The 25,491-nt window shown below is 60.4% G+C and carries 21 protein-coding genes and 6 pseudogenes; 12 read left to right on the top strand and 15 right to left on the bottom strand.

All coding sequences use genetic code 11. From position 1 onward, the window contains the following. Positions 1–115: 115 nt before the first annotated feature. Complete coding sequence (sfnG, locus tag AC0L3L_RS34510; protein ID WP_473641739.1) at positions 116–1,210, bottom strand: dimethylsulfone monooxygenase SfnG; 1,095 nt, start codon at positions 1,208–1,210, stop codon at positions 116–118. A 24-nt stretch (positions 1,211–1,234) separates the two neighbouring features. Continuing rightward, complete coding sequence (locus AC0L3L_RS34505) at positions 1,235–1,807, bottom strand: NAD(P)H-dependent oxidoreductase (protein WP_473641737.1); 573 nt, start codon at positions 1,805–1,807, stop codon at positions 1,235–1,237. A 281-nt stretch (positions 1,808–2,088) separates the two neighbouring features. Here AC0L3L_RS34505 and AC0L3L_RS34500 point away from each other — a divergent pair. Then, positions 2,089–2,217 (top strand): annotated as a pseudogene (locus AC0L3L_RS34500) (IS630 family transposase); the annotation flags it as partial. Here AC0L3L_RS34500 and AC0L3L_RS34495 read toward each other — a convergent pair. After that, positions 2,195–2,407: pseudogene (locus AC0L3L_RS34495) on the bottom strand (IS110 family transposase); the annotation flags it as partial. The pseudogenes AC0L3L_RS34500 and AC0L3L_RS34495 sit on opposite strands and share 23 nt — an antisense overlap. A gap of 262 nt (positions 2,408–2,669) precedes the next feature. Here AC0L3L_RS34495 and AC0L3L_RS34490 point away from each other — a divergent pair. The 3 genes from AC0L3L_RS34490 (at position 2,670) to AC0L3L_RS34480 (ending at position 6,681) form a co-directional block, all read left to right on the top strand. Then, a complete protein-coding gene (locus AC0L3L_RS34490; RefSeq protein WP_473641735.1) occupies positions 2,670–3,191 on the top strand; it encodes a hypothetical protein in 522 nt (173 codons plus the stop codon). Positions 3,192–3,989: 798 nt separating this feature from the next. Continuing rightward, complete coding sequence (locus AC0L3L_RS34485; RefSeq protein WP_473641734.1) at positions 3,990–5,291, top strand: M16 family metallopeptidase; 1,302 nt, start codon at positions 3,990–3,992, stop codon at positions 5,289–5,291. A 4-nt stretch (positions 5,292–5,295) separates the two neighbouring features. After that, positions 5,296–6,681, top strand: coding sequence for a M16 family metallopeptidase (locus tag AC0L3L_RS34480; RefSeq protein WP_473641741.1), 1,386 nt, complete (start codon positions 5,296–5,298; stop codon positions 6,679–6,681). A 261-nt stretch (positions 6,682–6,942) separates the two neighbouring features. On the opposite strand, the gene AC0L3L_RS34475 is transcribed toward AC0L3L_RS34480, so the two are convergent. Continuing rightward, on the bottom strand, positions 6,943–7,146 hold the full coding sequence (locus AC0L3L_RS34475; RefSeq protein WP_473641732.1) for an Hsp70 family protein: 204 nt from the start codon (positions 7,144–7,146) through the stop codon (positions 6,943–6,945). Positions 7,147–7,487: 341 nt separating this feature from the next. On the opposite strand from AC0L3L_RS34475, the gene AC0L3L_RS34470 reads away from it, so the two are divergent. Both AC0L3L_RS34470 and AC0L3L_RS34465 read left to right on the top strand, forming a co-directional pair. Further along, entirely contained in the window at positions 7,488–7,619 is a 132-nt protein-coding gene (locus AC0L3L_RS34470) for a hypothetical protein (protein WP_473489861.1), read from the top strand. A 40-nt stretch (positions 7,620–7,659) separates the two neighbouring features. After that, on the top strand, positions 7,660–7,941 hold the full coding sequence (locus AC0L3L_RS34465; protein ID WP_473613775.1) for a recombinase family protein: 282 nt from the start codon (positions 7,660–7,662) through the stop codon (positions 7,939–7,941). Between the two features lie 1,102 nt (positions 7,942–9,043). Here AC0L3L_RS34465 and AC0L3L_RS34460 read toward each other — a convergent pair. From AC0L3L_RS34460 to AC0L3L_RS34420, 9 genes and pseudogenes are all read right to left on the bottom strand, one after another. Then, positions 9,044–11,101: an acyltransferase family protein gene (locus AC0L3L_RS34460; protein WP_473641730.1), complete on the bottom strand. Its 2,058-nt coding sequence runs from the start codon at positions 11,099–11,101 to the stop codon at positions 9,044–9,046. A 107-nt stretch (positions 11,102–11,208) separates the two neighbouring features. Next, positions 11,209–11,812: pseudogene (locus AC0L3L_RS34455) on the bottom strand (carbonic anhydrase); the annotation flags it as partial. Between the two features lie 301 nt (positions 11,813–12,113). Beyond that, on the bottom strand, positions 12,114–13,526 hold the full coding sequence (locus tag AC0L3L_RS34450) for a condensation domain-containing protein (protein ID WP_473641728.1): 1,413 nt from the start codon (positions 13,524–13,526) through the stop codon (positions 12,114–12,116). Continuing rightward, positions 13,487–13,864 carry a hypothetical protein gene (locus AC0L3L_RS34445; protein WP_473641727.1) on the bottom strand — a complete coding sequence of 126 codons (378 nt, stop codon included), beginning with the start codon at positions 13,862–13,864 and terminating at the stop codon, positions 13,487–13,489. The genes AC0L3L_RS34450 and AC0L3L_RS34445 overlap by 40 nt, the downstream gene beginning before the upstream one ends. A 29-nt stretch (positions 13,865–13,893) precedes the next feature. Next, on the bottom strand, positions 13,894–14,322 hold the full coding sequence (locus AC0L3L_RS34440) for an AMP-binding protein (RefSeq protein WP_473641725.1): 429 nt from the start codon (positions 14,320–14,322) through the stop codon (positions 13,894–13,896). A gap of 74 nt (positions 14,323–14,396) precedes the next feature. Beyond that, positions 14,397–15,134, bottom strand: coding sequence for a 3-oxoacyl-[acyl-carrier-protein] reductase (gene fabG, locus AC0L3L_RS34435; RefSeq protein WP_473641723.1), 738 nt, complete (start codon positions 15,132–15,134; stop codon positions 14,397–14,399). Positions 15,135–15,457: 323 nt separating this feature from the next. Then, positions 15,458–16,666: a beta-ketoacyl-[acyl-carrier-protein] synthase family protein gene (locus tag AC0L3L_RS34430; protein WP_473641721.1), complete on the bottom strand. Its 1,209-nt coding sequence runs from the start codon at positions 16,664–16,666 to the stop codon at positions 15,458–15,460. Next, positions 16,666–16,947, bottom strand: coding sequence for an acyl carrier protein (locus tag AC0L3L_RS34425; RefSeq protein ID WP_473489855.1), 282 nt, complete (start codon positions 16,945–16,947; stop codon positions 16,666–16,668). Before AC0L3L_RS34425 ends, AC0L3L_RS34430 begins: the two co-directional genes overlap by 1 nt. Positions 16,948–17,244: 297 nt before the next feature. After that, positions 17,245–17,838, bottom strand: a complete 594-nt coding sequence (locus AC0L3L_RS34420; RefSeq protein WP_473629634.1) for a NodA family N-acyltransferase — start codon at positions 17,836–17,838, stop codon at positions 17,245–17,247. Between the two features lie 155 nt (positions 17,839–17,993). Between AC0L3L_RS34420 and AC0L3L_RS34415 the strand changes: the two are divergent. The 3 genes and pseudogenes from AC0L3L_RS34415 to AC0L3L_RS34405 form a co-directional block, all read left to right on the top strand. Beyond that, a pseudogene (locus AC0L3L_RS34415) lies at positions 17,994–18,181 on the top strand (LysR family transcriptional regulator); the annotation flags it as partial. Between the two features lie 675 nt (positions 18,182–18,856). Beyond that, positions 18,857–20,872 (top strand): LTA synthase family protein, encoded by a 2,016-nt coding sequence (locus AC0L3L_RS34410; protein ID WP_473641719.1) that lies wholly within the window; start codon positions 18,857–18,859, stop codon positions 20,870–20,872. Between the two features lie 279 nt (positions 20,873–21,151). After that, a pseudogene (locus AC0L3L_RS34405) lies at positions 21,152–21,344 on the top strand (EamA family transporter); the annotation flags it as partial. Positions 21,345–21,389: 45 nt separating this feature from the next. On the opposite strand, the gene AC0L3L_RS34400 reads toward AC0L3L_RS34405, so the two are convergent. Then, positions 21,390–21,869: a methyltransferase family protein gene (locus AC0L3L_RS34400; RefSeq protein WP_473641717.1), complete on the bottom strand. Its 480-nt coding sequence runs from the start codon at positions 21,867–21,869 to the stop codon at positions 21,390–21,392. A 563-nt stretch (positions 21,870–22,432) separates the two neighbouring features. Here AC0L3L_RS34400 and AC0L3L_RS34395 point away from each other — a divergent pair. Then, on the top strand, positions 22,433–22,573 hold the full coding sequence (locus tag AC0L3L_RS34395) for a hypothetical protein (protein ID WP_473489900.1): 141 nt from the start codon (positions 22,433–22,435) through the stop codon (positions 22,571–22,573). 33 nt (positions 22,574–22,606) lie between these two features. Continuing rightward, positions 22,607–22,771 carry a hypothetical protein gene (locus tag AC0L3L_RS34390; protein ID WP_473641715.1) on the top strand — a complete coding sequence of 55 codons (165 nt, stop codon included), beginning with the start codon at positions 22,607–22,609 and terminating at the stop codon, positions 22,769–22,771. Positions 22,772–23,573: 802 nt separating this feature from the next. Here the strand turns inward: AC0L3L_RS34390 and AC0L3L_RS34385 are convergent. Next, on the bottom strand, positions 23,574–23,765 hold the full coding sequence (locus tag AC0L3L_RS34385; RefSeq protein WP_473489902.1) for a hypothetical protein: 192 nt from the start codon (positions 23,763–23,765) through the stop codon (positions 23,574–23,576). Positions 23,766–24,170: 405 nt separating this feature from the next. Between AC0L3L_RS34385 and AC0L3L_RS34380 the strand changes: the two are divergent. After that, positions 24,171–24,487, top strand: a pseudogene (locus AC0L3L_RS34380) (ISL3 family transposase); the annotation flags it as partial. Between the last annotated feature and the right edge of the window lie 1,004 nt (positions 24,488–25,491).

Here is a 25,491-nt window from a genome sequence, read left to right as displayed (position 1 = left end):
GGATGGCGGAAATTTCGGGCGCGCGCTCGTATGCGGCGGCTCCCAGCGAAGCACCAATCATGAAACGTCCCTGATTTTTTGAAGGAGTCCGGGCGCGGTCCGAGGCCGCGCCTGTCTATTCCGCGGCGACAAGCTCCCTGTCGCGAGCCGCTTCCAGTTTGCGCACCAGTGGGATGACGCGCTTGCCGAAAAACTCGACCTCTTCCTGGAAATGCAGGAAGCCGAGCAGGATCAGGTCGGCACCGGCATCCTTCAACGTGAGGATGCGTTCGGCGATCTGTTGGGGCGTGCCGATGAGATTGCTGCGGAAGCCGTCATTGTACTGAACCAGATCCTCGAATGAGGATTTCGCCCAGTTGCCTTCGCCTTCCGGCGAGGCCTTGCCGGCATTCTGGTCGGCAAAACCCTGGACTGCCTCGGGATTGGCCTTGGCGATGATCTCGTCGAGCACTGCGCGTGCTTCCTGCTCGCTGTCTCGGGCGATGGCGAAGGCATTGACGCCGATCTTCACCTTGTGGCCATTGGCTTTCGCCTTGGCGCGGATGTCGTCGACCTGCTTCCGGATCTCTTCCGGCGTATTGCCGTTGGTGAAATACCAGTCGGAGACACGAGACGCCATGTCGCGAGCGGCGCGCGACGAGCCGCCCTGGAAGATCTCGGGCAAGGGCTCGATCGGCTTGGGCTTCATCGAATAGTTGGTGAAGCGGTAGAAATCGCCCTTCAGCGTGAAACTGTCCTCGGTCCAGATGCCACGCAGCGCCCGGATAAATTCTTCCGACCGGCGATAGCGCTCGTCATGGTCGAGCCAGAGTTCGCCAATGGCGGCGAACTCGCCACGGAACCAGCCGCTGACGACATTGACGGCGACGCGGCCATTGGTCAGGTGGTTGATGGTAGCGATCTGCTTGGCCGCCAGCGCAGGGTTCCACGGGCCGGGCAGGATCGCTGCGATGACCTTCAGCGTTGTGGTGGCGGCAAGCAGGGCATGGCTGAACGACACCGATTCGTGCTGGTTGTCGGCGCCGTAGCCGGAGGTGAAGCGTATCTGGCTCAGCGCGTAATCGAAGCCATTGGCCTCGGCGATCTGGGCGAGCTTGCGGTTGTAATCGATATCCCAACCCGTGCGCTGCTCGATGTTGGAGATGACCAGGCCGCCGGAGACATTCGGAACCCAGTAGGCGAATTTGAGGTTGTCGGAGTGCGAGGCCATGTCGTCGTTCCCCCTTTGATTGGCTCAGCCGACGCGGGTGGCGACGGCAGCGTTTGCATGACGGGAATTGAGCAGTGAAACTGCTTCGGCAGCGGCGCGTGAAATGCGCTCGGTGATCGCGGCGCCGACGATTTCGGCATCGATGAAATCGTCGGGCGCGCCGTAGACGCCCGTCGGGACGGTGACGGCACCGAAAAAGCCGAACAATGGCCGGAGCTGATGTTCGAGCACCAAGCCATGGTATGGGCTCCCGCCGGTCGCCGCGAGAAGCACGGTCTTGCCCGTCAAGGCGCGATAGTCGACCAGGTCGAACAGGTGCTTGAGAGCGCCAGTGTAGGAAGCCCTATAGACAGGCGTTCCGACCACGAGCAAATCGGCCTTCTCGACACGCTGGATAATCGCCTCTCCAGATGCGCCAAGTGCGCCGCGGGATAATCCGGCGAAAAGCGAGGGTGCTGCCTCCGTGATCTCAATCAGGCCTGTGTCTGCAGGGACGCGCAGCGCGACTGCATTGACCAGCGCGTTCACTACGGCGGTGGTGCGCGACGGCGTGCCTACACCGCCGAATTCCAAGGACCGATAGCTGTGCCAAGTCATCAATCTCCCACACCTTGCATGCGCCTCAGGCCGGCACCAAATCAGGTCGGACGATATTCTCCTAACTTTATAGACATAAGGAATTATGTTCCGATGTTTTCACGTCGATGGGAAAAATTGGATGTTAGCTGCATGGAAAAGGAGTTGACGGTTTAGGAACGGGATGCGGCGCCCTGGCAGGTATTGCGGAAAGTTGAGTGTGCCACCGCGCTCAGGTCTGCCCACTCGGTTAGTAGCTTAGTCAACGCGAGGGCGACAGAGGCACCGTTCTCGTGGTGGGCGCCTTGAGCGTCTGGCTTCGCGGCCACAGCTATCGCCCCGACGTCCTGTTAGCGCGCCGGGAGTGGTTCGACGGCCAGCTCGATCTCGATCCGGCGAAGCTCGTGTTCATCGACGACACCGGCCTCTCATGCGACGCAGAATGACGGCGAGCTTGCGGCCAACAGCAACTCGGGCTGGAGCCATACCGCGCCGTTTGGCGATGTTCATGCCCCACGCTCTGAGGCCCGACCATTTCTTGCTGAGCACGAGCAGCGAATAAGCCGCCTCGTAGAGAGCCGTGCTGGCCAGTTGGTCACCGCATCGGCCCAACGGCCCTTTGGCTACAAGCTGGCAGTCCTGCGCGGCAGCTCAGCTGCTTGATTCGTTCTCCATAAGAACTGTTATCGCCAACATCCTCGTCCAGCGGTTTCGCGTGTCGAATGTCGCTAGGACTGCGGGCCGCCGCAGTCCCGCCACCACTGCTAAGGCAGCAAGGCGAAGAGCACGTGAAGACATCCATCCCGTACATGCATTCATAACGGCAAACGATTACCGCAATGACTCGACGAGCGGTATACGAAGGGGCTTCGTCGAGATTGCGATGAGAAAGCTTATCCTGCAGCTAAAACAGTTTTTTAGAGGTCAACCAACTCCCGAAGCAATCGACGACGAGCGGCACGATGCGAGCTTGGGTCCTAATGGCAGTGACAGAATCGACGCTTGTCGAGGCGACTATCGATCTTTGGCCCGCGAGGGCGATCACCAATCCTACGGCGGTAAGGCATGGGACGAACTCTCCGGTGACAGAAAACGCGACAAACCGCATGTTTTTGGGGAGGACAATGACAAGCTCTGCGGATTCGGCGAAAAAGTCCTCTATGGAGGCAGCAAGGATTACCTGACCGCGGGCGTTGACTCACGTTTCCAGGATCCGACGTGCGGCTTCGACCCGAGGTTAGGGTGGAAGCCGCACATCGTCGCTCTCGTCGATACCGAACGCGATGCCTTCATCTTTCATACGGTGGGGTACTACAGGGACGATTTTGGCGCGAACTCCGTCGACAACGCCAGCGTAGTTTACCCGGCGAGCTGGTTTTACAAAGGCAAGTCCTCATTAAACTAGTTCACAGATCGCAAGATGCGCAGCCGTCAAGCGAGTACACATCAGCCCACGAGGGCAACACCTGTCGCATCCCGCCAGGTGAGGAAGGCGCGATCACGAGCAGCTCGGTACTCACTGGCTGAGAGACGATGACGGCAGAGCTGGAAGTGGTTGTGGATCGGAGTGTGAGTGGCGAGGAACTGCCGCGCATGTCCGGCTGATTTGAACCGCCTCATGTGGCGTTCCGCGCGACGTCGTGCTCATGAGCAAGACGGTGCCACAGATCGCCGCCTCGGCCAAACTTGACAGTACCGCTGTTGTTGAGGCGCAGCCGCTCGACCTCTTGACTCCAGTCGATCGATCTTGCCGGCCAGATCCGTGACGAGCAGGCGAAGCGCTTCTGGGACAGGGGCTTGTCCGACAATGTCGGATACGCAACACACAGAGTCCGATTAATCACATTGCCGAAACGGTTTTCTCATTTGGCACGGTGCGTGCGTGGTCATCGCAAACACATACGAGGCCAGGAGAGTCGTCCCATGATCCCCCACCAAAAAATGCCGCCCCACCTTTCCACGACGCACTCAAAGATAACGCTCGAGTCGGGCTTGGCAGCATGCTGAGGGCTCATCTGGCCCGGCGCTGCCCACCGATCCACTTCTCCCAGTGAGGGCGACGAGGAAGCAGCACCTTCAAAATGAGGGACAACTCACTTCACCTGGAACCTTGCCCATCGCCCGGTCATCACATCCGAAGCCATCGATAAATCTTCGGTCTGGCTGGCTGCGCGGGACACTTTTTGCGACCGCGCTGTCGTTTGTGACCACCGCCGCTCCGGTTCTGGCGGCCACCGATGACATCAAGGCGACAAATTTCCTGCTCGACAACGGCATGGAGGTCGTCGTCATCCCCGATCACCGCGCGCCGATCGTCACCCATATGGTGTGGTACAAGATCGGCAGCGCGGATGAGCCGCCGGGCAAGTCCGGCATCGCCCATTTCTTCGAACATCTGATGTTCAAGGCGACGACCAACCACGCGGCCGGCGCGTTCGACCGCGCCGTCTCCGCCATCGGCGGTTCGAACAACGCTTTCACCTCTTATGACTACACTGCTTTTTACGAGACGGTGGTGCCGCAGGCGCTCGAGCAGATGATGGATTTCGAGGCCGATCGCATGCGCAACCTCATCCTCAACGACAATGTCATCGCCACTGAGCGCGACGTGATCCTCGAGGAACGCAGCTCGCGCATTGACAGCAATCCGCAGGCGGTGCTCGGCGAGGAGGTCGATGCCACGCTCTGGCAGAACCAGCCCTATCGCATTCCGGTGATCGGCTGGATGCAGGAGATGGAGAAGCTGAACCGCGCCGACGCCACGGCTTTCTACGACAAGTATTACACGCCCAACAACGCCGTGCTGGTGGTGGCCGGCGATGTCGAGCCGCAGGTTGTCAAGGCGCTGGCCGAAAAGACCTATGGCAAGGTCGCGCGCGGTCCAGACCTGCCGCCGCGCATCCGTCCGGTCGAGCCGGAGCAGAACACCAGACGCTCGGTGACGCTCACAGACGCGCGTGTCAGCGTGCCGAACTTTTCGACGCAATGGGTGGTTCCCTCCTATCACACGGCGAAGCCGGGCGAAGCGGAAGCGCTGGACCTGCTGGCGGAGATCCTCGGCGGCGGCAGCCGCAGCCGGCTCTACCAGCAGCTTGTCGTCAAGCAAGGCATAGCCGCGACGGCCGGCGCTGATTTCGAGGGCACCATGCTGGATGCTGGCAAGTTCAGCATCCGCGGCTGGCCGCGCGGCAAGGCGAAGCTTGCGGATGTCGAGGCCGCAGTCGACGCCGAGATAGCGCGCATCGCCAGGAACGGCATCACCAGCGACGAACTGGAGAAGACGAAAAACCGCTATATCCGCTCGTTCATCTTCGCCCATGACGAGCAGGCCTCCGTCGCTGGCATGTATGGCTCCACGCTTGCCACCGGCGGCAGTGTGAAAGACGTCGAGGAATGGCCCGATCGCATCCGCAAGGTCACCGCCGATCAGGTTAAGGCCGTTGCCGCCCGCTACCTCGTGTCCGACCATTCGACCACCGGCTATCTCCTGCCCAAGGAAAATTGATATGATGACGAACCAATTCCGCAGGGCCATTCCACAAGCATTGCCCTCTCCTTTTGGACAAGGCTGGCGCCTCGCCTCCTGGCTGGCTGTCCTTTGCCTTGCTATTTTCTTCCTCACCCTGCCAGCGTGTACCGCCCGTGCTGCGACGAACATCCAGGAGGTGAAATCTGAAAAGGGCATTACCGCCTGGCTGGTGGAAGACCACACGCTGCCGATCGTCACGCTCCACTTTGTCTTCGACGGCGGCACCAGCCAGGACCCGGCCGGTAAAGAGGGGCTTGCCAATTTGATGACCGGCTTGTTCGACGAGGGCGCCGGCAATCTCGACAGCGAGCCCTTCCAGATAAAGCTGGACGACGCCGGCGCCGAAATGAGCTTGGACGCGTGGCGCGACGGCATCCATGGCTCGATACGCCTGCTTTCCAAGCGCCAGGACGCCGCTTTCGATCTGGTCGGGCTAGCAGTGAACAGGCCTCGCTTCGATCAGGAGCCGGTCGACCGCATCCGCGCCCAGCTTCTCTCCGGCATCATCGCCAACGAGCGCGAACCTCACGCGATAGCCGAGCTTGCATGGCGGCGCAGGATCTACGGCACGCATCCGTATTCGAGGCCGCCCGAGGGCACCAAGGAAAGCCTGGCCCGCATAACGCCCGCCGATCTAAGCGCCTTCCACAAGGCCGCTTTCGCCCGCGACGGGCTGCACGTGGCGGTCGTCGGCGACATAGATGCCAAAGCCCTGAGTGCAAGGCTCGACCAGTTGTTCGGCGATTTGCCTCAGAAGCAGGCGCTCGCCCCAGTACCTGATGTCACCCCGAAGCTCGGCTGGTGGACGTCGGTCGCATATGCCCTGCCCCAGACTTCGCTCCAGCTGGCTTTTCCTGGCATCGGACGAAGCGACCCGGAATTCTATGCCGCGCAGCTGATAAACGATATACTCGGAGGCTCGCCATTTACCTCCCGTCTGTTCCAGGAAGTGCGCGAAAAGCGCGGCCTTGCCTACGGTGTCTCCTCTAGCTTGGAAGGCTATCAGCATTCCAACACGCTTGTCGTGGCCACGTCGACGCGCGCCGACAGGGCGGCCGAGACGCTCAACCTGATAAGACGAGTAATCAAGGAGCTGGTGGACACAGGGCCAACAGCGGCCGAACTCGAAGCGAGCAAGAAGTATCTGATCGGCGCCTATGCTATCGACAATCTGGGTTCCTCCAGGTCGATTTCAGCGACGCTTGTCGGGTTGCAGCTCGACAAGCGCGGAATAGAATACATCCAGCGCCGCCCGGCCCTCATCGAGCAGGTGACGCTCGACCAGGTCAGGGCAGCGGCGAAGAAGCTGCTTTCGGCCGAGCCCGCCATTATGGGCGTCGGCCCGCGGCTAGACAGTGTCCCATGAATAATCTCGCTCTACAAGTCGCTACGGCCAGGCGGGTTCCTCCGAGGCCGCAAAGGCCCGCCACAAAAAAGAGGAATCACATGCGTATCCCGCTGCTCAACGTCAGCGGCTACGACGCACGCTCGATTCCGGAGGAGCGGCGTCCGTGAGTGGTGCAAGCGCCGTGTTCCCTTACAACGCCTTACAACGGGAGATCAGCCGGAACCGCCTTCCGACGAGCCTGCCGCGACTTGAAAATCGAAGAACTGCATTTCCACGATCTCAGGCACGAAGGTACAAGCCGCCTTTCGAGGCGGGCTTGGCGGCCATCGCCGCCGCGATCGGCTCCTGCAGCAGCGATATCCGATTGAGCCCTGCCATCCTTGCGGCCCTCATCGTGGCCTCTGATTGCATCTGGTTGAATGCCGCCGGAATGGTGATAACCGCACCCTCGATTTCCATTTCCGGAAGATCACGACGGGCCACACCAGAGTCTTGATGACCTCTGCACTGGCCTCCTCGGGTGTTAGCACGCGATCAGACCCGCCTGATCCGAACATGGTCAAGAGATGACACGGGGTCGTCGATGATCATGCCTTGACGCGATGTGTCTCCTCCGACCTCGGCTAAGAAGCAGGCCAGGGCGAGCGCGCGCTGCTCTCCTTCGCTTAAGACCTTGCTGTTTGGGGTCGCTTTTGCCGCGTTGAGCTCGACCTCGAAATAACTCTGCCCATCTTGACTACGATCATTAACTGCGAACGGGATGTGCGTTATTCAAAGAGACAGGTTCCGGCGCGAAGCTCGATCGGGCCGAACGCAAAAAGGTCATGGCGCTGGCGCAGTCGAGGCAAATCGATGCCATCCTCGTGACCGAGCTTTCTCGATGGGTCGCTCGACGATCGACCTCCTCAACACGCTGCGCGAACTGGAAAGCTGAAAAGTTTCCGTCATCGCCATGACGGTATGGCCTTCGATTTGTCGTCCCCACATGGCCGAATGATGGCGACATTGCTCTCCGGCATTGCCGAATTCGAGCGTGATCTCATCAGTGAACGGGTCAAATCGGGTCTCGCCGCAGCAAAGGCGCGGGGGAGGAAATTGGGAAGACAGGTCGGAGTCCGACCTAAATCCGACCGACTCGCGCCCAAGGTCCTGGCACTTATTGATGAAGGGCGGAGCTACCGCTGGATAGCCCGCGACCTTGGTATCAGCAAGAACATCGTCGCAGACGTCGTGCAACGATATCGGGCGACAGAACAGTCGCTACATGTTGTGGAATAGGCTGATGGTGAACGCGAGCGTGATGCATCGGAGGCCCATCTTCTCGGTTTTATTCGGAAGCGGCAAAGAGCATTTTAGTCGATTTGGGTTTGGTCCAGGCCCACGGCCATCAGAGCTATAGCTTTGCCGATGCAGGGAAAAAATGGCCGGCATGTTCCTAACGCAATAGCACCGAGCCTTGCAATTTCGGTGACGCTGCACCTGATCGCCATCTTAGCCGTTGGATTTTTTCCGACCAGGGAATCGCTGCCCCCGTCAATCAAGCAAAGCATTACCGTCGAAATCCTAAATGAACCCCAGGCTGCAGTAACTGCACAGCCCACTGTTACTCAAAACGAAAGCAAGCCCATCGCATTGCCCGCACCGATTGACCAGGCACCTGAGCAATGCCGTTCAAAGCTTTACTCCCCTGGGTGACCTGATGCCATCGGGAGAAACATCGCGATGGCGCAAAGCTCCTCGGAGCCAATCTGCACGCGGCGCGGCCGGGAATATGCCCCACTTCTTCAGTGCTGGGGTTCTGCTCGCGGGAGATGATTCGGCACGGAGATCAAGGGCCCGCAGGGACGCTGCTCGACGCAATCAAAGCACGGCTTCGTAGGTGGCGTAAGTCGAGAAAGAGAGGCGTGTCAGCTCGGCAGCCCGAGTTCGGAGCCGTTGCCGCCGGCCAGCACCAGCCGTGGCGGACCATGCCCTGCCACTGTTCCATGGCTGGCCCAGTTGTCAGGGGCAATAGCGCCGCTGCGTGCTCCACATAGCCCAATGCGGGTGAGTTCGAGCTGCTGAAGGTGGACTCGGCCAGTTTGGGGCGGCATTGTCGTCCGCGCCCTCTTTCTGCGCTCGCACGGGAAGAGCGAACCATACCCGCACTGCGTCCACAGAATGCTGCTGGTAATTGGGCATGGATGGGTGCGGCGGTGACGGTGCTGTCGAGCCGCATAACTCTGCCGTTGGACCCCAATCAATCAGGCTCAAGGTCGTGGCTGCAGCAGAGCACTGACGGGAGATACCATGACGAATACTTCGCTGCAGTCCTTGCTGAGGGTTAGCCCGCGCTGCACCGCGGCCATGCGCGCGATCCTTTCCCCCGGAGAAGCCTGACTTACTCCAGATCCATGGCCGGCGAAGAGATGACCTTAGCGAAAATGGGGGCGAGGATATGCCGGCTCGCCCGCGAAAGGTGGATCGCGTCGAGGTAGAAGACGTCTTCACCTGATTTCAACGGGCACTTTTCCTGCCCACACAAAGCTTGGACTATCGGAACGAATTGTACAGTTCGTGGCAGCAGATCCGCGAGGATTTGATTGTTCTGCCAAGACCTCTCGGCCGGCATGGTGGAGCACGGCGCATCGCCATTCATGAAGTCCGCACGGATAAGGCAAGTCAGCACATCGGTGGGCGGTTCTGGGGCTGGTCCAACCACGGCGGTCTTGATGCCACGGGTCGCCAGTGCGGCCGCGGTCTCTTTAATGGCGGACGTGAAGTTCGCTTTGGAAGCCTCCCGCGAAGGCCAGCTTCCATCCTTCGAAAGGAAGCTGCCTCCACGCCCCGAGTAGGTGTTCCAGCGGCCTGCTAGGATCACGAGTGTGACGTTGCGATCGGCAAGCACCGATTGGAGCGCGGACGAATTGAAGGCCGGGCAATCCGCTGTCAATGGACTGGCGGGAAGCATCGTCATGTTGGGGAAAGGAGCGCACCCCGCTTTTGTAATCTGTCTGACGCGCACGCCTGTGGTCCGGGCGGCCTCGCTTAAAGAAGGGGCAAGATGGGCAGCCTGAGAATCGCCCCACAAAACGATCGTCGGAGCGATATTGCCGGAGCCGAGGAGGCATTCGCCCGTTTTGGGGATGAGCCCGCCACGCTCGAGGCAGGAAGATGCTTCGAACTTGGCCCTCTCCGCTCTGAGTGCTTGAACAGACGGGCCGCCATCAGGGCCCCGACTGGGGAAGCCGGAGCTGTTGATGATAGCCAGGGATAGACAGCACACCGCAGCTGTTGCGCCGGCGGTCGGTACCAGCCACGTCCAACCTGTAGCTCTCCGGCGGAACGGGCGCTCGACAAAGCGCCATGAGAGAGCTGAGACGAGCAGCGCGGCCATTACGACAGCGACACGTTCAGAGACGAGCAACTCGCGATTTTGATAGATGCCAGCAAAGACCAGCAACGGCCAGTGCCAGAGGTAGAGCGAGTAGGAAGTCAGGCCGATGAAGCCGGCAGGGCCGATCGACAGCGCTTTTGAGACCATTGTTTCGCGGTGAAAGCCGGCGGCGATGATGAGCGCCGCTCCAATGCAGGGAGCAAGCGCGTGGAGGCCACGAAATGGCGTATCTTGATCGATCAGGAAAAGTGAAGCGGTGATGAGCGCCAGACCCGAGGCAGCGAGGAGTTCCGCAATCGTTTCGTTTGGCTTCATTGCCTTGGCCACGGGCAGCGCGATCAGCCCGCCCGCGAGCAGTTCCCAAGCGCGCGTCGGAAGCATGTAGAATACAAAGGGCGGGTCGCTCTGGAGCCAGTGCTCAGCGGCGTAGATGGACATGACGAATAGCGCTGCGACGATGATTGACGACGCCCACGGTCTCAGCCATCGCATCATGAGTATGACTGCCAAAGGCCACAGCAAGTAAAACTGCTCCTCGACAGCCAGCGACCATGTGTGCAGGAGCGGGAGCGAGTTCGCGGCTTCAGTGAAATAGTTGGTGTTGCGGTAAAAAAAGAAGTTGCTGAAGGAAATCGCGGCGGCGATGGCGCTGTTGCCGAACCCAATGAACTCTCCCGGCGGCAACACAAACCACGCCATCGCAAAACAGGCGGCGAGCATCGCGGAGAGGGCGGGGAAAATCCGTCGAACGCGGCGGTGATAGAAGTCCAGCAGCGAGAATTCGCCTCTCTCTGTCCGCTCGATGATGTCGGACGTTATCAGGAAGCCGGAGATCACAAAGAAGATGTCGACCCCAACGAACCCGCCGCTGACCGCTGAAAAGCCAGCATGATACAGGACAACAGGAACAACGGCGACGGCCCGTAGACCGCTGATGTCCGCTCTGTACTTCATGCCGCTGATCGTCCTCAAAACGTCCTGAGCAACGCCTTTTTCATGTTCGTTACTCTTCGTAAAATCGATCGTTTCGATGAGTGCATCTACGGTATGAATGCGGACCATCAAATGCGATTAAGAACCGAACCAGCCCCATGCAAAATCGCGCAACGCGGAATCACGCTCGATCAAACTGACAGGCAGTGGTTTCGCTGGAGGGCAAACGCATCTTGTCACCGGCCACCGCTGCGTGGTTGGGCGCAGTGGTGCGGCGGATAGGCCGCGTTCAAAGGATAGAGTGAGGTAAATCGCTCGATGTCCGCTGGGTCGACCTCAACCGGTTCCGTCGCGACCATCCACTCGACGTTTTCGGTGCATGGCGGCGTCGTCAATGATCCCTCATATGTCCGGTAGCCAAGCGAAGCCGGTAGAAGCGCGTTGGGGTCGGCCTCGTCGACCGCTGTTTCCTCACCTGGGATTACGGAAAATGCTGCGGCAAGGCTGGCGAAGCTGGCATTTGTCGCGCCTGGCGCCAGAAACAGGCCCAGCAGACCCAGAGTATCGCTGTCGGTGTCCTTATGGACGAAATGCGCTTTCATCGGGAAGCTCTTGCCCGCGACGTGGTGCTCGCTTGGCGCATGGAAATGAAACTGTAGCAGCTCATAAACACGATCCCCGCGGGCGAGGGTGCTGCCTTGCGGCAGGTTGACTTGGATGGTGTGGCCGTTGTTCACCATCCTGCCGCCGCCCTTGTGCAACCTATGGCGATGTGCGGAAGATCCGCTTTGACCGCGTCCTTGATGTCGATCGGCATTGCTGCGTGCCCGCCGAGCAGACGAACTTTACAAGCGCAGTTGGGCCGCCAGATCAGAACGAGCACGCTGCCGAATGGAACCATCTGGAGCAGCAGCCACCCAGGCCAGCAAGCTCTCAAGCCCGACCTGATCTCTTCCCGACAATCGGCTCATCTCGCCCCTGCCTCGTCGGGCAATTCCGATGGGGCGATCGCATCGCCGGCCGTCCAGTTACTCTTAAGCAGGTTGAGGGTCGGGTGCAGGCGCGTTGCGCGATTTGTATGGAGTCTGGGTTCGGTTCTTTAAATCGGCTTCGACGGCCCGCATTCATACCGTAGATGCGCTCATCGAAACAATCGGTTTTTCTCGACGACCTGCTCGAACGGCAGGTCCTGATGCTCCTGCGCTGCCAGCGCCGTGCGCCGCGTCCGCTCCAGAAGCTCCGACACGCTCGGCTCGCCGGACAGGTCCAGCCGAAGCGCCAGGGTGTTGACGAAGAAGCCGATCAATTCTTCGATCTCGCGCCGGCCTCGATTGGCGCTCGGAACACCGATCACAAGGTCGTCCTGCCCCGACAGACGCGACAGTACCGCCGCCCAGGCCGCCAGCACCGTCATGAACAACGTCGTGCCATGCCGTCGGCTCAGCCGCCTCAGACCCCGCGTCAGATCCGCATCGATGACGATCGGCACACTGGCGCCGGCAAACGACTGCTGGGCCGGCCGCGGCCGGTCCGGCGGCAGCGCAAGACGGGCCGGGGCGCCTGACATGGCGTTGCGCCAATACTGCGCCTGGCTCTGTAGCCGTTCCCCCGACAGCCACTGCCGTTGCCAGGCCGCATAATCCGGGTACTGGATCGCCAGCGGCGGCAAAGGATCGTCCTGTCCAGCTGCGAACGCCCGGTAAAGCTGACTGAGTTCACGCACCAGCACGCCCATCGACCAGCCGTCCGAGACGATGTGATGCTGGGTCAGCAGGAAGACGTGTTGCTCATCCGACATCCGGATCAGACGCCCGCGCATCAGCGGCCCGCGCGCAAGATCGAACGGCGTGCGCGCCTCTTCATGGCACAGATCCAAAAGCGCCGCTTCCGCGTCCCACCTGTCCCGCAGATCGTGCTCCAGCACCGGCAACCCTGCCTCCGGCGGCAGAACCTCAACCCGCGGCTTTCCCTCCGACGCGACAAAGACACTGCGCAGCGCCTCATGGCGGGCAAACAAACGGTCGAGGCTGCGCTGCCAGGCGCTGCGGTCGAGCACGCCGCGCAGCCGCAAGGCCAGCGGAATCTGATAGTTGGTGTTGCCCTCGTCCAGCTGCGCCAAAAACCATAGCCGCTGCTGCGCAAACGACAGCACAAGCGGCTCATTGCGCGACACCGTCGCAATCGCCGGCAGGTCTTGCGGACCGGAGCGGCTCAACACCTCGACGATGCTTTCGGCCAGATCGGAAAGCACCGGCCTGGCGAACAGTCTCGTCAGCGGCAGTTCGACCCCAACAGCCCGCGACAGCCGGCTCAAGAGCTGCACCGCCAGGAGCGAGTGGCCGCCGAGTTCGAAGAAGTTGTCGTGGCGCCCGATGCGCTCGACCCCGAGAAGCTCCGCCCAGATCTCTGCCAGCGCCGTCTCGATCGCGCCCTGCGGCGCCGCATAGGCCGCCCGCGCATAGGCGTCGTCGTCCGGCGCCGGCAGTGCCTTGCGGTCGAGCTTGCCGTTCACCGTCAGCGGCAAGGCCTTGAGCCGCACGAATGCCGATGGCACCATGTAGTCCGGCAAACGCCCGCCCAGATGCGCGCGCAAGGCGCCGGCAAGCCCGCCGCCATCGTCCTCCCCCGCTCCGGCCTCGGGCGCGCACACGAATAGGCGACAAGATGCTTGTCGCCGGCGCGGTCCGGGCGCGCCACCACCACCGCCTCACGCACCCAGGCATGCTCGCAAAGCCGCGCCGCGATCTCGCCCGGCTCGATGCGGAAGCCGCGGATCTTCACCTGGTCGTCGTTGCGGCCCAGGAACTCCAGATTGCCATCCGGCAGATAACGCCCCAGGTCGCCGGTCCGGTACATCCGGGCGCCTGCCTCGTCGCTGAACGGATCGGCCAAAAACCGCTCCGCCGTCAGCTCGGGGCGGTTCAGGTAGCCACGCGCAACCCCGCCCCGCCGATATAGAGCTCACCCACCGCCCCGAACGGCACGGGAGCACCATGCCCGTCCAGCAGATACACCCGCGTGTTCGCAATCGGGCGCCCGATCGGGATACGGCGGAATGTCTCATCAATCGCGGTGATCTCGCAGACTGTCGCGAAGGTCGTCGTCTCGGTCGGACCGTAGCAGTGAATGAGGCGTACAGGACCTTCTTCTCTCAGCAATCTCAAAAATGAGGGAACGTCACTGGCCTCGCCTCCAGAAAGGAGGTACTTAAGTTGTGCCAACGCTGGAGCGATGGATGACGTATATTGGTTGAATTCATTCGGCCGGCCATGAGTGCAGTCGTGGCCCGGCTGCGGGATGAACCATTTACGACAAGCGCCGCGGAGGTTTGATCCGCATTGCAGCAGCACTTGCCCCCGCAAGCCGCGGCGGTGAGACCTGTCGCGTGATGCCTACAACAAGGTAGGCTCTGGTCACCCCGTGCTCAAATCATTGCCATGCCGCCATTTACATGAATGGTCTGGCCGGTGACGTAGGCTGCTTCGTTGGAGGCAAGATAGGCTACCGCGGACGCAACTTCGGCGCTGGTGCCCATGCGGCGCGTCGGGATCGCCGTCATGATCGCTTCCTTCTGCTTGTCGTTGAGCTTCTCGGTCATGGCCGATTCGATGAAGCCCGGGGCGACGCAGTTGACGGTGATGTTGCGGGTGGCGATCTCCTGCGCCAGCGATTTGGAGAAGCCGATCATACCGGCTTTCGATGCTGAGTAGTTGGTCTGGCCCGCATTACCGGTGATACCCGAAACTGAAGTGATATTGATGATGCGACCATGGCGGCGCCGCATCATCGGATGGGTCAGTTCCCGGGTCAGCCTGAACACGGCGGTCAGGTTGACCTCCATGACCGTATCCCAGTCGGCATCCGACATGCGCACGAACAGACCGTCCTTGGTGATGCCGGCGTTGTTGACCAGGATGTCCACGCCTTCTAGCTCGGCCTCCGCCTTCTGGCCAAGCACCTTGACCTCGTCGCGGTTCGACAGATTGGCTGGAAACAGTTTTACCCGATCGCCGAGTTCGCCCGCCAGGGTCTCCAGCTTCTCGAGGCGGGTGCCGTGCAGGCCGACAATGGCGCCCTGCGCATGCAGCACGCGGGCGATCGCCTCGCCAATGCCCCCCGATGCGCCGGTGACGAGCGCCTTACGGCCGGTCAATTCAAACATCTTTTGTCCTTTTCTCACATTTTTCAGGCCGGTGAATTCGGTCACCTTTGAGTGTCGCCGAGCCAGAAGTCTCGGCTTCGATGGGTGGCTTCCTCGCCGCTCCTGATCCGCGCCAGGACCTCTGCTGCGAGGTATAATCGTCTATGCAGCCCAAACGGCGTTGGGTGAGTTCGCGCACCAATTGGCCGCAGCGGCCTCGGCCGCAACATCAGGCGCGGCTCGAGCGACCTGACCACCTGGAGCTGACTGGTAATGCATTGCGCCTTCAGCCTACAAAGCGGCCGCGTCCGGAAGCGCTTTGCAGCAGACATGTCGGAGGGTTATTACACCTGTTTGAATGCTAGAACTGCGTTCATGCCGCCCATGGCAAACGCGTTGCTCATGGCCACACGCACCTTACGCTCGCGCGCAACATTGGGCGTGACGTCGAGATCGCAATGGGGATCCGGCTCGCGATAATTGGCCGTCGGCGGCACAACACCCTCTTGGATCGCCATCACACAGGCGATCATTTCAACCGCGCTCGCTCCGCCTAGGCAATGTCCGTGGGTGGACTTGGTGGAAGAAACCGACAGCGAATTAGCGTGGTCACCGAAGACGCGCCTGATCGCCGCCGTTTCAATTTCGTCGTTGGCCTTGGTGCCGGTGCCATGCGCGTTCAGGTATTCCACGTCCTCGGGATTCAGTGCCGCATCGGCAAGGCAGGCGCGCATCGCGTCCTCCGGCCCGTGAATTGCCGGCGCGGCGATGTGGCAGGCATCGGCAGACAGGCCGATGCCGGCGACCTCGGCAAGAATCGTTGCACCGCGGGCGGTAGCATGCTCATAGCTTTCCAGTACAGCCATGCCCGCACCCTCGCCCAGCACCAAGCCCTTCCGGTCGGCGGAGAAGGGCCGGCAAGTATCCGGAGCGAGCACGCGCATTGCTTCCCATGCCTTCACCACGATAAACACGAACGGCGCGTCGCTGCCTCCCGCAAGCATCACGTCGGCCCGGCCGTACCTGATCTGGTCTACGGCCGAGGCGATCGCATGATTGCCCGATGCACAGGCGGAGGTGACGCCGAAGACCGGCCCGCGCAGGCCGAGGCTCATGCTGACTTGGCACGCAGCCGCGCTCGGCATCGCCTTTACTCCGGTGAACAGATCAGTGCGGGACGCTCCGCCCAAAAGGAGGGCGCGGTAGGCTTTTTCAGTCGCATCGTAGCCGCCGAAGCCGACGCCCACTGACGCGCCGAAGCGATGGGCATTGCCTTCAGCGCAGGAGAGTCCGGCCTGTCGCATGGCTTCGCGCGCTGCAAGCACGGCAAGCAGGCTGAAGCGGTCCATGGAGAGGAGCTGCCGGCGGTCGACGTCGTGCTCAGGCAGCGTCTTGATCTCGGCGCCGATCGTGCCTTCCAGCCCATGAAGCTCTGATCTGACAATCGGGCCGATGGCGGAGCGCCCTTCGCGCATCCCTCTCCAGATGGAGGCGGCATCGCTGCCCAGTCCGCACAGCCCGCCCAGTCCGGTGATGACGACGCGCCGATCCATCAAGCCGCCTTATTGAGCAAGCCGCGGATGGCTTCCGCCATGTCGCCGACACTTTGGAGATCGGACCACGCCTCGGCCGTGTTCATTTCGATCTTGATGCCGTAGGCCTGCTCAAGATCCCAGAGCACATCTGCAAGTCCCAGTGAATCTATCCCGAGCCCAGACAGTTCTGTCGCAGCCGTTAATTCACCGACGGGTGGTGCAGTCGTTCCCTGGCCGCTCTCCGATTCGATGCGTTTCTTGATTATGGCAATGACTTCTGTTGTGAGTTGATCAGACATTTCTGTTCCTTTCCATTTCAGCTTGTTTGACCTGGACGCGGCTCAACTCCTGAGTCGCGCAGCGTCGCGAAAATAGCGATTAAGCTTGTGCAACTGACAAAGCCCAATGCTCATGAGAGCCGGATGAATGCGGCGTAGGCCCCGATGATGAGGAACGTCGCCGGCACCTGATGTTGCGCCTATAAATCGAGGATCTGAGGCGTGCAAAGTGGATCGGACCGTTGTCAAAGCCAGAGACGCTGCGCTCTTCCGTGCCGCCCACGCAGCCACTCGGGACAGACATGGAGTCCCGGAGTTTCATAGCTCCGGACCGTTACGGTCGATCAGGGTGCCGGAGGGCCACTCGTCCATTGAGCGTCCAATCGGCGAGACCAAGACGAGCACCTCCTCCAAGCGTGTGGGCGGCACGTCGGGATGCGCATCTGGGCGGCTCGACCGTACGCGAACGCCCGACACTATGGTCGCCACGCCCTCTCTGCAGAAGAGCCTCTCCACATGGTTACGCATTGCGTGCCGAACCGTGCCGAAAGCAAATGGAACCGCCAGCTTCTGCAGCACTGGATGCACAGTGCGCATTAAAAAGCTGATTCCGAGCTTCTCAAGATCCAGACGAACGCCGTACAACCCTAGCTCCGCCACTAAGAGATCGACCTCGCCAACCTTGATGAAGCGGCGTAGTATGCCGATGTGTGCCGCTACACCATGCGCGTCGCTGGCGATGAAGCGGAGTTCCGGCCTCGCGCCAGCCCAACTGCGGCCGCCTTCGAATGGCTTTGCGTTGAAGGCGCCAGTGCGTCCATAGGTGCTTCGGAAGAACTCGGACAGTTCGACGTGGTCGGCCAATTGCAGGTCATTTTCCCAGCATAACCTCCACTGCACGGCAGAGCGCATGCGAAGACTTCCTCTTTTTCGGGTTCTTTTGTGCACCTCACGCGGTAGAGCAACGGCGGTGCATGTCATGTGGGGGGGTCTATGAACGACCCCCCCCCAGATTGGTAAAATTGATTGTTTAGATCGCGAGCATCCACGCTATGGATGTTAAAACCATGCGTTTCAAAGGGCTTGATCTGAACCTTCTCTTCGTGCTGGACGCGCTGCTGGCCGAGCGCGCAATCTCTCGGCGGCGGCACGCCGCATCAACCTCAGTCAGCCGGCCATGAGTGCGGCCGTCGCCCGGCTGCGCGACTTTTTCGGCGATGAACTGTTCAGTATGAGCGGCCACGAACGTATTCTGAATGCGGCTCCAACGCAGCCCGATGCACTCGACCTCGCCCTCGATACGCCAGGATACGAGGCGCGAAGCGTGTCCCGCGACCCTGAAGGGCGCGGTTATGATGGCGGCTGACGAATTTGCCAAGGAATGAAGATGGGACAGATCGTGTTTGCTTGCGCCGCAAGCGCTTCGCGTTCGGCCCTGTCCAATGTCCGACAATGCCGGGAAGGCAACGTAGCAGAGGCGAATCCATCACCTTGCGTTTGAACGGTTCTTCTCACTTGTCATGGTACATGCGCGGTGATCTGCAGACACGTCACAGACTATTGAGAAATCGTTCCATGATCTCGCCGAAAGCTGCCGCCGCCGCGGGTCTCCCGGATGCATCCTCGGGTGATGCTCGAGTGAGGCCCGGCAACATGAGGACGGTTGCTCATCAGGCTCGGCGTTTCGTGCCCATCCACCTTCTCCCACAGGGGAGACTGGGATGCAGCGCCTTCAAAGTGAGGAACAAATCACCTTCGCCGCGAACCTTTCACATTGTCTCGCCACCACCACCGTCGATGAAGCTTCGGACTCGCGCGGGCCGAGTCGGGGATCGGCATCGCAGACCATGCGATCGATCTCGTCCCGACGGTTGCCAAAGTTGATAACGAGGCATATTGCCCAGACATCCAGCTGCTTCGGAGGCTTGCTATGACTTTTGCTCAATCGGTCGGTGCGTTCTTTCGTCGGCTGAAGCCATTCATCCTGCTTTTCCTGTTGACTCAGTTCCTGGTCAGGCTGGCGCTGTCGCTGGTTTCGGCCAAAGACCTGTCTTTCCATCCGGCCGACTGGCTGGTTCCTTTCTTCACTGGCTTCTGGTTCGATATCGTCACGCTGCTTCCAATCCTCGTGGTCTTTCTCCTCTTCCCGCTGCTCGTGCCAGTTTCGTGGGCCGGAAAGCGGTTTGACCGCGCAGTTGGGCTCTCGGGCTTCGCAATCTTCCTGTTTCTGATGGTCGTGCAGGGGGTCTGCGAGTATTTCTTCTGGGACGAATTCACGACGCGCTTCAATTTCATCGCGGTCGACTACCTCGTGTACACGCAGGAAGTGATCCAGAACATCATGGAGAGCTATCCGGTCGTGCCGCTGCTTGCCGGCATCGGCCTGTTGGCGGTCGGCGGGACCTATCTGCTCCGCCGCCAGGTGAAGGCAGGCTTCGCGCCGCATCCGCCGTTCATGAAGCGGCTGGCGGTCTTTGCGACGATAACGGGAATGGCCGCCGCCGGCGTGTTGGTGACGCCCGATTCGATCACACGGCCGATGCCGAGCGCGATCGCCCGCGAACTCGGGGGCAACGGACTCTATGGTTTGGTTAGCGCCTTCTTCTCGAATGAGATCGATTTCGCGAATTTCTATCGGATCATACCCGAGAAACAGGCGGCCGAACGGACACGCGACCTTTTAGCGGAAGATCACGAGCCGTTCGAAAGCACCGATTTAAACGACATCACGCGTGACATTCGAGCCGAGGGGCCGATGCTGCGCAAGAACGTCATCCTGGTCGCAATGGAAAGCATGAGTGCGGAGTTCATGGGCACATTCGGCAATCCGAAAAGACTGACACCGAACCTTGACCGGCTGGCGTCTGAAGGCCTGCTTTTCACGGAAATGCGGGCGACCGGCACGCGCACCGTGCGCGGGCTTGAAGCGATCGCGCTTTCAGTCCCGCCGACCCCGGGGCAATCGATCCTGCGTCGCCCCGGCAACGACAATCTCTTCACCATTGGCTCGGTGTTCCAGGATTCGGGCTACGATACGCGCTTCCTCTATGGCGGCTACGGCTATTTCGACAACATGAACGCGTTCTTTTCCGGTAACGGCTTCGGTATCGTCGACCGCGCCACGATGGCGGCAGGCGATGTGCATTTCGCCAATGCGTGGGGCGTTGGCGATGTGGACCTCTATGACGAGGTGATCCGCCAAGCCGACGCCTCGGCGAAAGCCGGCAAGAACTTCTTCAGCTTCGTCATGAACACGTCAAACCACCGGCCCTTTACCTATCCAGCTGGCGCCATAGACATCCCATCGCCGGGCGGGCGCGACGGGGCGGTCAAATATTCCGACTACGCGATCGGGGAACTGGTCAAGAAGGCATCGGCGAAACCGTGGTTCAGGGACACCGTTTTTGTCTTTGTCGCCGATCATACGGCGAGCGTCGCAGGCAAGGTCGAGCTCGACATGAACAAATACCACATACCGTGCATCATCTGGTCGCAGGGCTTTGTCGAGCCCCGCCGGATCAACCGGCTGGCGAGCCAGGTGGATATTGCGCCGACGCTGCTTGCCCTGCTGCAGGCTAGCTATCGCAGCCGCTTTTTCGGCGACGACCTGATCGAAGCGGACGAACCGGAGCGGCCGGTCTACATCTCCAACTACCAGAAGGTGGCCATGATCCTGCATGGCCGCACGACGATCCTTGAGCCCAAGAAGCAAATCGTCCAGATGAAGGGTGAGGAGGTGCAACCTGAAAGCGCCGTCGACCACAACGCGGTCGAAGATACCGTAGCCGTCTATCAATATGCCTCGCACTGGCGCGATATTTCAGGTCGCATTCCAAGTGTTCTTGACAACGGCACGCTGGCACTCGGCCGGTTGGGTGTGCATCGCCTGCCAAACCCGAGCGACGCGCCTCCGTCCAGGACCACACCCACCATACCGGCGCGCTAATAAAGCCACCGTGCCACAACGTCTTAGGAATGCCAGGTCTGCTCCGGTGATCGCCAAGAGGTGTGAGGACCTTAACAATCAAGTTCGTGGCTCGCAACGGCAATGGCCGGAACGGGTCCAGCCTGTCTTGGAACGTGATGATGTGATAACGTGATTCCCGATCAGCGAGGTGGGTCAGGCTGGAAGCGGTTTGTGGAGGGCGAGGATCGCCGGCAAGCGGCACTGCTTCCCGAGTGCCTGGACGATTACGTGACGCAGGACAATCCGTGGAGGCGACGGGGTGAATCGTGGATCTGCTACTTTCGCGCGCTCCAGTTTGGGAGGCGCGGCACGCGTTGCCCCTGTCGACAAACTGAGCCTGGTGCTTGTGGCGGTGTTCGGAGTGACATTCCTCAAGGAACACTTGTCATTGTCGAACTGGGCAGGGGTTGCCTTGATCGCAACAGGCGCGGTTCTGGTACGCTACAAAGGCAAACAGGAGGGCTATTCGCGGCGGCTTATTGCTCCGTCTTTAGGATCAGAACAGCCAAAAAAAGGTGGGCAGGTAGCCAGCTACCTGGAGGTATTCCATGCCTTCGGTGGCTGGAAAGATCGCCAGAAAATAGAGGGCATCGAAGAATGTGCTTCTTAATGCGCTCGTGGAGAACGTGTGCTGATGCTTGTCCTGATGCAGCCACGGCTTGGGCCAGAACCGTGGCGTCCTTGCCACATATGCTTCGAACTCCGAACCAAATTTGTCACGAAGAAACGTCTCTTCCTTTCGGGCAGTCGTCCCGAAAACCGCATAAGTGCTCACCCCCAGAGCGGATGCAACGATGAGCGATCCGAACATGAGGCCGATGCCGAATGCTCCGATCGTCGAAAACAGATATAGGGGATTGCGAGTGATCGAGTACGGCCCGCTGACTGCCAACTCGCTGTTCTTCCGCCCCCCGATATAGAGGATGCTCCACAACCTCCCGAATATGCAGACGAGGATCAGAACAAAACCGATCATCTCGACGACCTCGTGAAGACTAGATGCTTCATCCCAACCGGGGCGAGAGAATAGCAGCGAGCCTATCGCCGCTATGCTCAAGGCCCGGACGACCACAAGTCTCTTCCGCTGATTAAATGGTTGCGGGGCAATGCAAGCGGACATTATGGTTCCTTCGACAAAGGCTTTTTCGGGGGCTCGCGCCAAGCAGTCCTCTCCGCGGGTTTGAAGCTCTCAAGATCGCGTGCTGTATCGCGCGGGTTAGCGGTTAATAACCGTTCTGTAACATTGGTCTGTGGCCCGTCTGGAAGGTCAAGGTGGTTACGGCGTTCCTCGGCCAGCCCTCCCACCCGTCGCAGGGTAAACTTCCAGCTGCACGTGTCTGTTTGCTATCGCGATCCATTGCTCAGCTTCCAAAGTCGTTTCTCTACCCCATGTAGGTTACCAGCGAAGCTTGATCTGCTAAACCAATATGGTGTTACACTTGTAGTCTCGCAGAGGCTTCTCCCAGCTCTCTGGGTCACGTCGAGAGCCGTAACCGGATCCGATTTTCCGGCGGAGGGGGTTTGCGGCGAGCGCGCTTAGTGCGCGGTCTTCAAGGCCGGGTCGAGAGCCTTGAGATCGAGAACCAGGCGCTGCGCGCCGAGATCCAGACCCTCAAGGATCGCCCTCCGGACAAGCCGACCAAGCCGTCGGAATGGGCAACGCAGCCGGAGGGAAAGTGACGCCGTCGCGGCGCCAAGCGCGACGGCGGTCGCGTGAGCCGCGAGGTGACGGTTGCGGAGAGCGCTCCTGCGGGCTCACGCTTCAAGGGATACAAGACGATCCCGGTGCGCGATCTGGTTTTGTCGGCCGGGGTGATGCGCTATCGCTGGGAGTGCTGGGTGACACCGAGCGGCGAGAGGCTCGTCAGCGGCAGGTGACACTCGACAACGGCATCCTGTTCCCGCGACGACTGCGCAGGAACCGCAGCGAACGCATGTGGGCGCCGCAACAGCACGGCCCTCCAGGTCCTGCATAGCCGAGATATGGCGGCGCCTTCTTCTACGGTCGAACGCGTGGTCGGCCCCGGCCGGGCGGCGCCGTCTCGGAGATCAAAGTGATTAATATGGCCGAGTGGCGGTTAGTCATGCCGACCTGCATCCGGCTTATATCGACTGGAGCGGCTCAAGGCCAACCAGCGTGTCGCCACCAACGAACAAAGCTTATGGAATGCAGCGCCGCGCCGGGACAGTCCGCGAAGGGTCCGCCTGCTCCAGGGCAGAGTTCTCTGCAGCCTTTGCAGCTTGCAAACATGGGCGTCCATTACAACGGCCCTCAGCCGAGGGCCCCTCGGCGAGTCGGGAGCCGAAAGAGTCGCGGCTCCGCTCACCCGTTCGGCCGTTCCGTCGTACCAGGCGAGCGTCTCGCAGCGCGAAAGCTGCTCAGGCGACCCTTCGCGAATTTTGGCCGGATCGACGTCGTCCTGGGGCAGGAAAGCAGGCGAATGACTGTCAAAAAGCGTCCGCCGCAGCCCGGCGTCGATCACTAGAACCTGGCGCGGGCGCGGCGGAACTGCAGGGCGGCGGCCATTCCGGAATAGCTGCCGCCGACATCGATGATGGAACCTACACTAACGGCAGCTCAATTCGGATGGTTGTGAGGACAGGCTCGGCTCCAGCCGGACGGGCAGTGTTCTGAGGGTGTTTGCACACCATGTTCATGGTTGCCACAATGGAGATCGCCTCAGAAGCGGCGCTCAATCGGAAACGTTAGCACCTCCGCGTTTTGGCGCGGCTGCTTGAACTCTTCGACAGCAACCGCCTCGATCAGCAAATCCAAGGCTTCGCGCCCCCTCCGGCTCATCGGGTCATCGCCTCGGAGGTAATGATACGCTCGATCTAGATGCACTCGCGCGGCGGAAAAATCGCTTGTCATATGACCCTCTCAGTTGCCGCCCGCGCTGGCCATCTACGAGGTGAGGGTCGCGCAATCGTCAATATCCACAGACCAATTTGATTTAAATCGTAGATGATCTGGGAGAAATCCGGACCCCGGCTTGTCTTATAGGAGAGCCCCTTGCTGACGTCGCCGGCCGGGCTCTGTTGGCTCTGCAATAGCGTTTCGTGGTGCGCCACCATGAAAGTTCGCACGTTTTCATGCGCGGTCGATCAGACACGGTTCACGAACAAAAGCCTGCGGACGGTGCAGATGGCGGTAATAGCCTGGCGGCAGAAGTCGGTCCTGGCGACTGGATGACGCCAGCTCTTCCCCGCCAAATCGTTTGGTAACATTCGTCGCAAGTCAATCTGTTTTCAGGATGGTCCGCATATTGAGGTAAGGCACAGACGCCAGGTGCGCCTCGCTATCGACAATCGCGGTAGATGGTATTCGAAATGTTCATGCCCTGCGGAAGGATGGGCTTGTCCTGTGCCGACGCCGGTCATACCGGCTATGGTTGGCGAAGCATCCTAAATGGCTGATTTTCGACACCCACCCGACCGACGCAGGACGGCGTTGAACACGACGTCACCTTACATTTCGAGGGGTTTCTCAGCCAGTGCTAGAGCAAGCTGTTCCACGGTATCAAACAGCGCGGCTACACGGGTAGTTTCTCGAATCTCGAGCGACTGCTCGCAAGCTGGAGCCGCGCCGAAAGGTAGGGACACCGGTCGCCCTCCGATCATACGCCACCAACCAGCCGGCGATGCTGACAATCTTCCGAGCGCGCGGCAGTCGGTGAGGGACCGGCCTATCATGGCCGCATTACGAAGCAGGTCTCCTGAATCGAAGCCTCTATCCGATCGACGAACGCCTCAAGTTTCGCGGGCAGCAAGACCGGCCGGGACCAGGTGTATTCGGTATCCTAATCATCGCAGAGCGTGTTTAGCTTGGGGCGCGCAGAAGGTGAATGGCGTCAGCGCGGTGAGGTGGGCCGCGACGCTAAGCTAAAAACGTGTTGGACTAAGCGACGGGACGGCTGACTGGTATGGGCGTTCAATTGATCTGGCGCCTTAAATGGCAGGAAGGCCTCGCGGCCGGTTCGAGGCGCATTATATCCTCCTCCGAATCAGCACGCGCGAGTATCGTAACAAGCCCCGAGCGCTTCGCGTTCGGCGGTGTCCAATTTCCGACAATGTCGGATACAAAGTCAGATCTACTGGATTGCGTTTAAATCGTTTTCTCATTCGGCACAGTACATGCACGTCATCCGCAAGCACGACCGACCAACAAGAAATCGCATGATCACCTCACCAAAACATACAGCCGCCGCGGAACAAATCACTTCGCCGCGAACTTGCTTATCGCCCGTCACCACAACCCGAGCCATCGATGTCTTACGGGCTGCCCAGGATACCTGCTGCGACCGCGCTTGCCCTACGACCGCTCCGGCTCCGCCCGTTACCGACGAGGAAAAGTAACGGATTTCCTGCTGACGACGGCATGGAGGTGGTCGTCATCCCCCATCACCTGCGCCGATCGTCGCCCATAGGGTGGGGTGCAAGGTCGGCAACATCGCGCCCACAAGGAGATTCCGATATCTGAAGCCAGTCAGGAAAAGTTGGACGCATTCTTGGGGAAAATGGCGGCGATCTCGGTGCGATCGCTACGGGCGCGGGGGTCTTGCTGGGCGACAGACTCGGCCTGTTCAAGGCATTGCGCG

Source organism: Mesorhizobium sp. WSM4849 (assembly GCF_055811385.1).
Note: the sequence above shows the minus strand (reverse complement) of the source record. Positions and strands in the feature narration are given on the sequence as shown.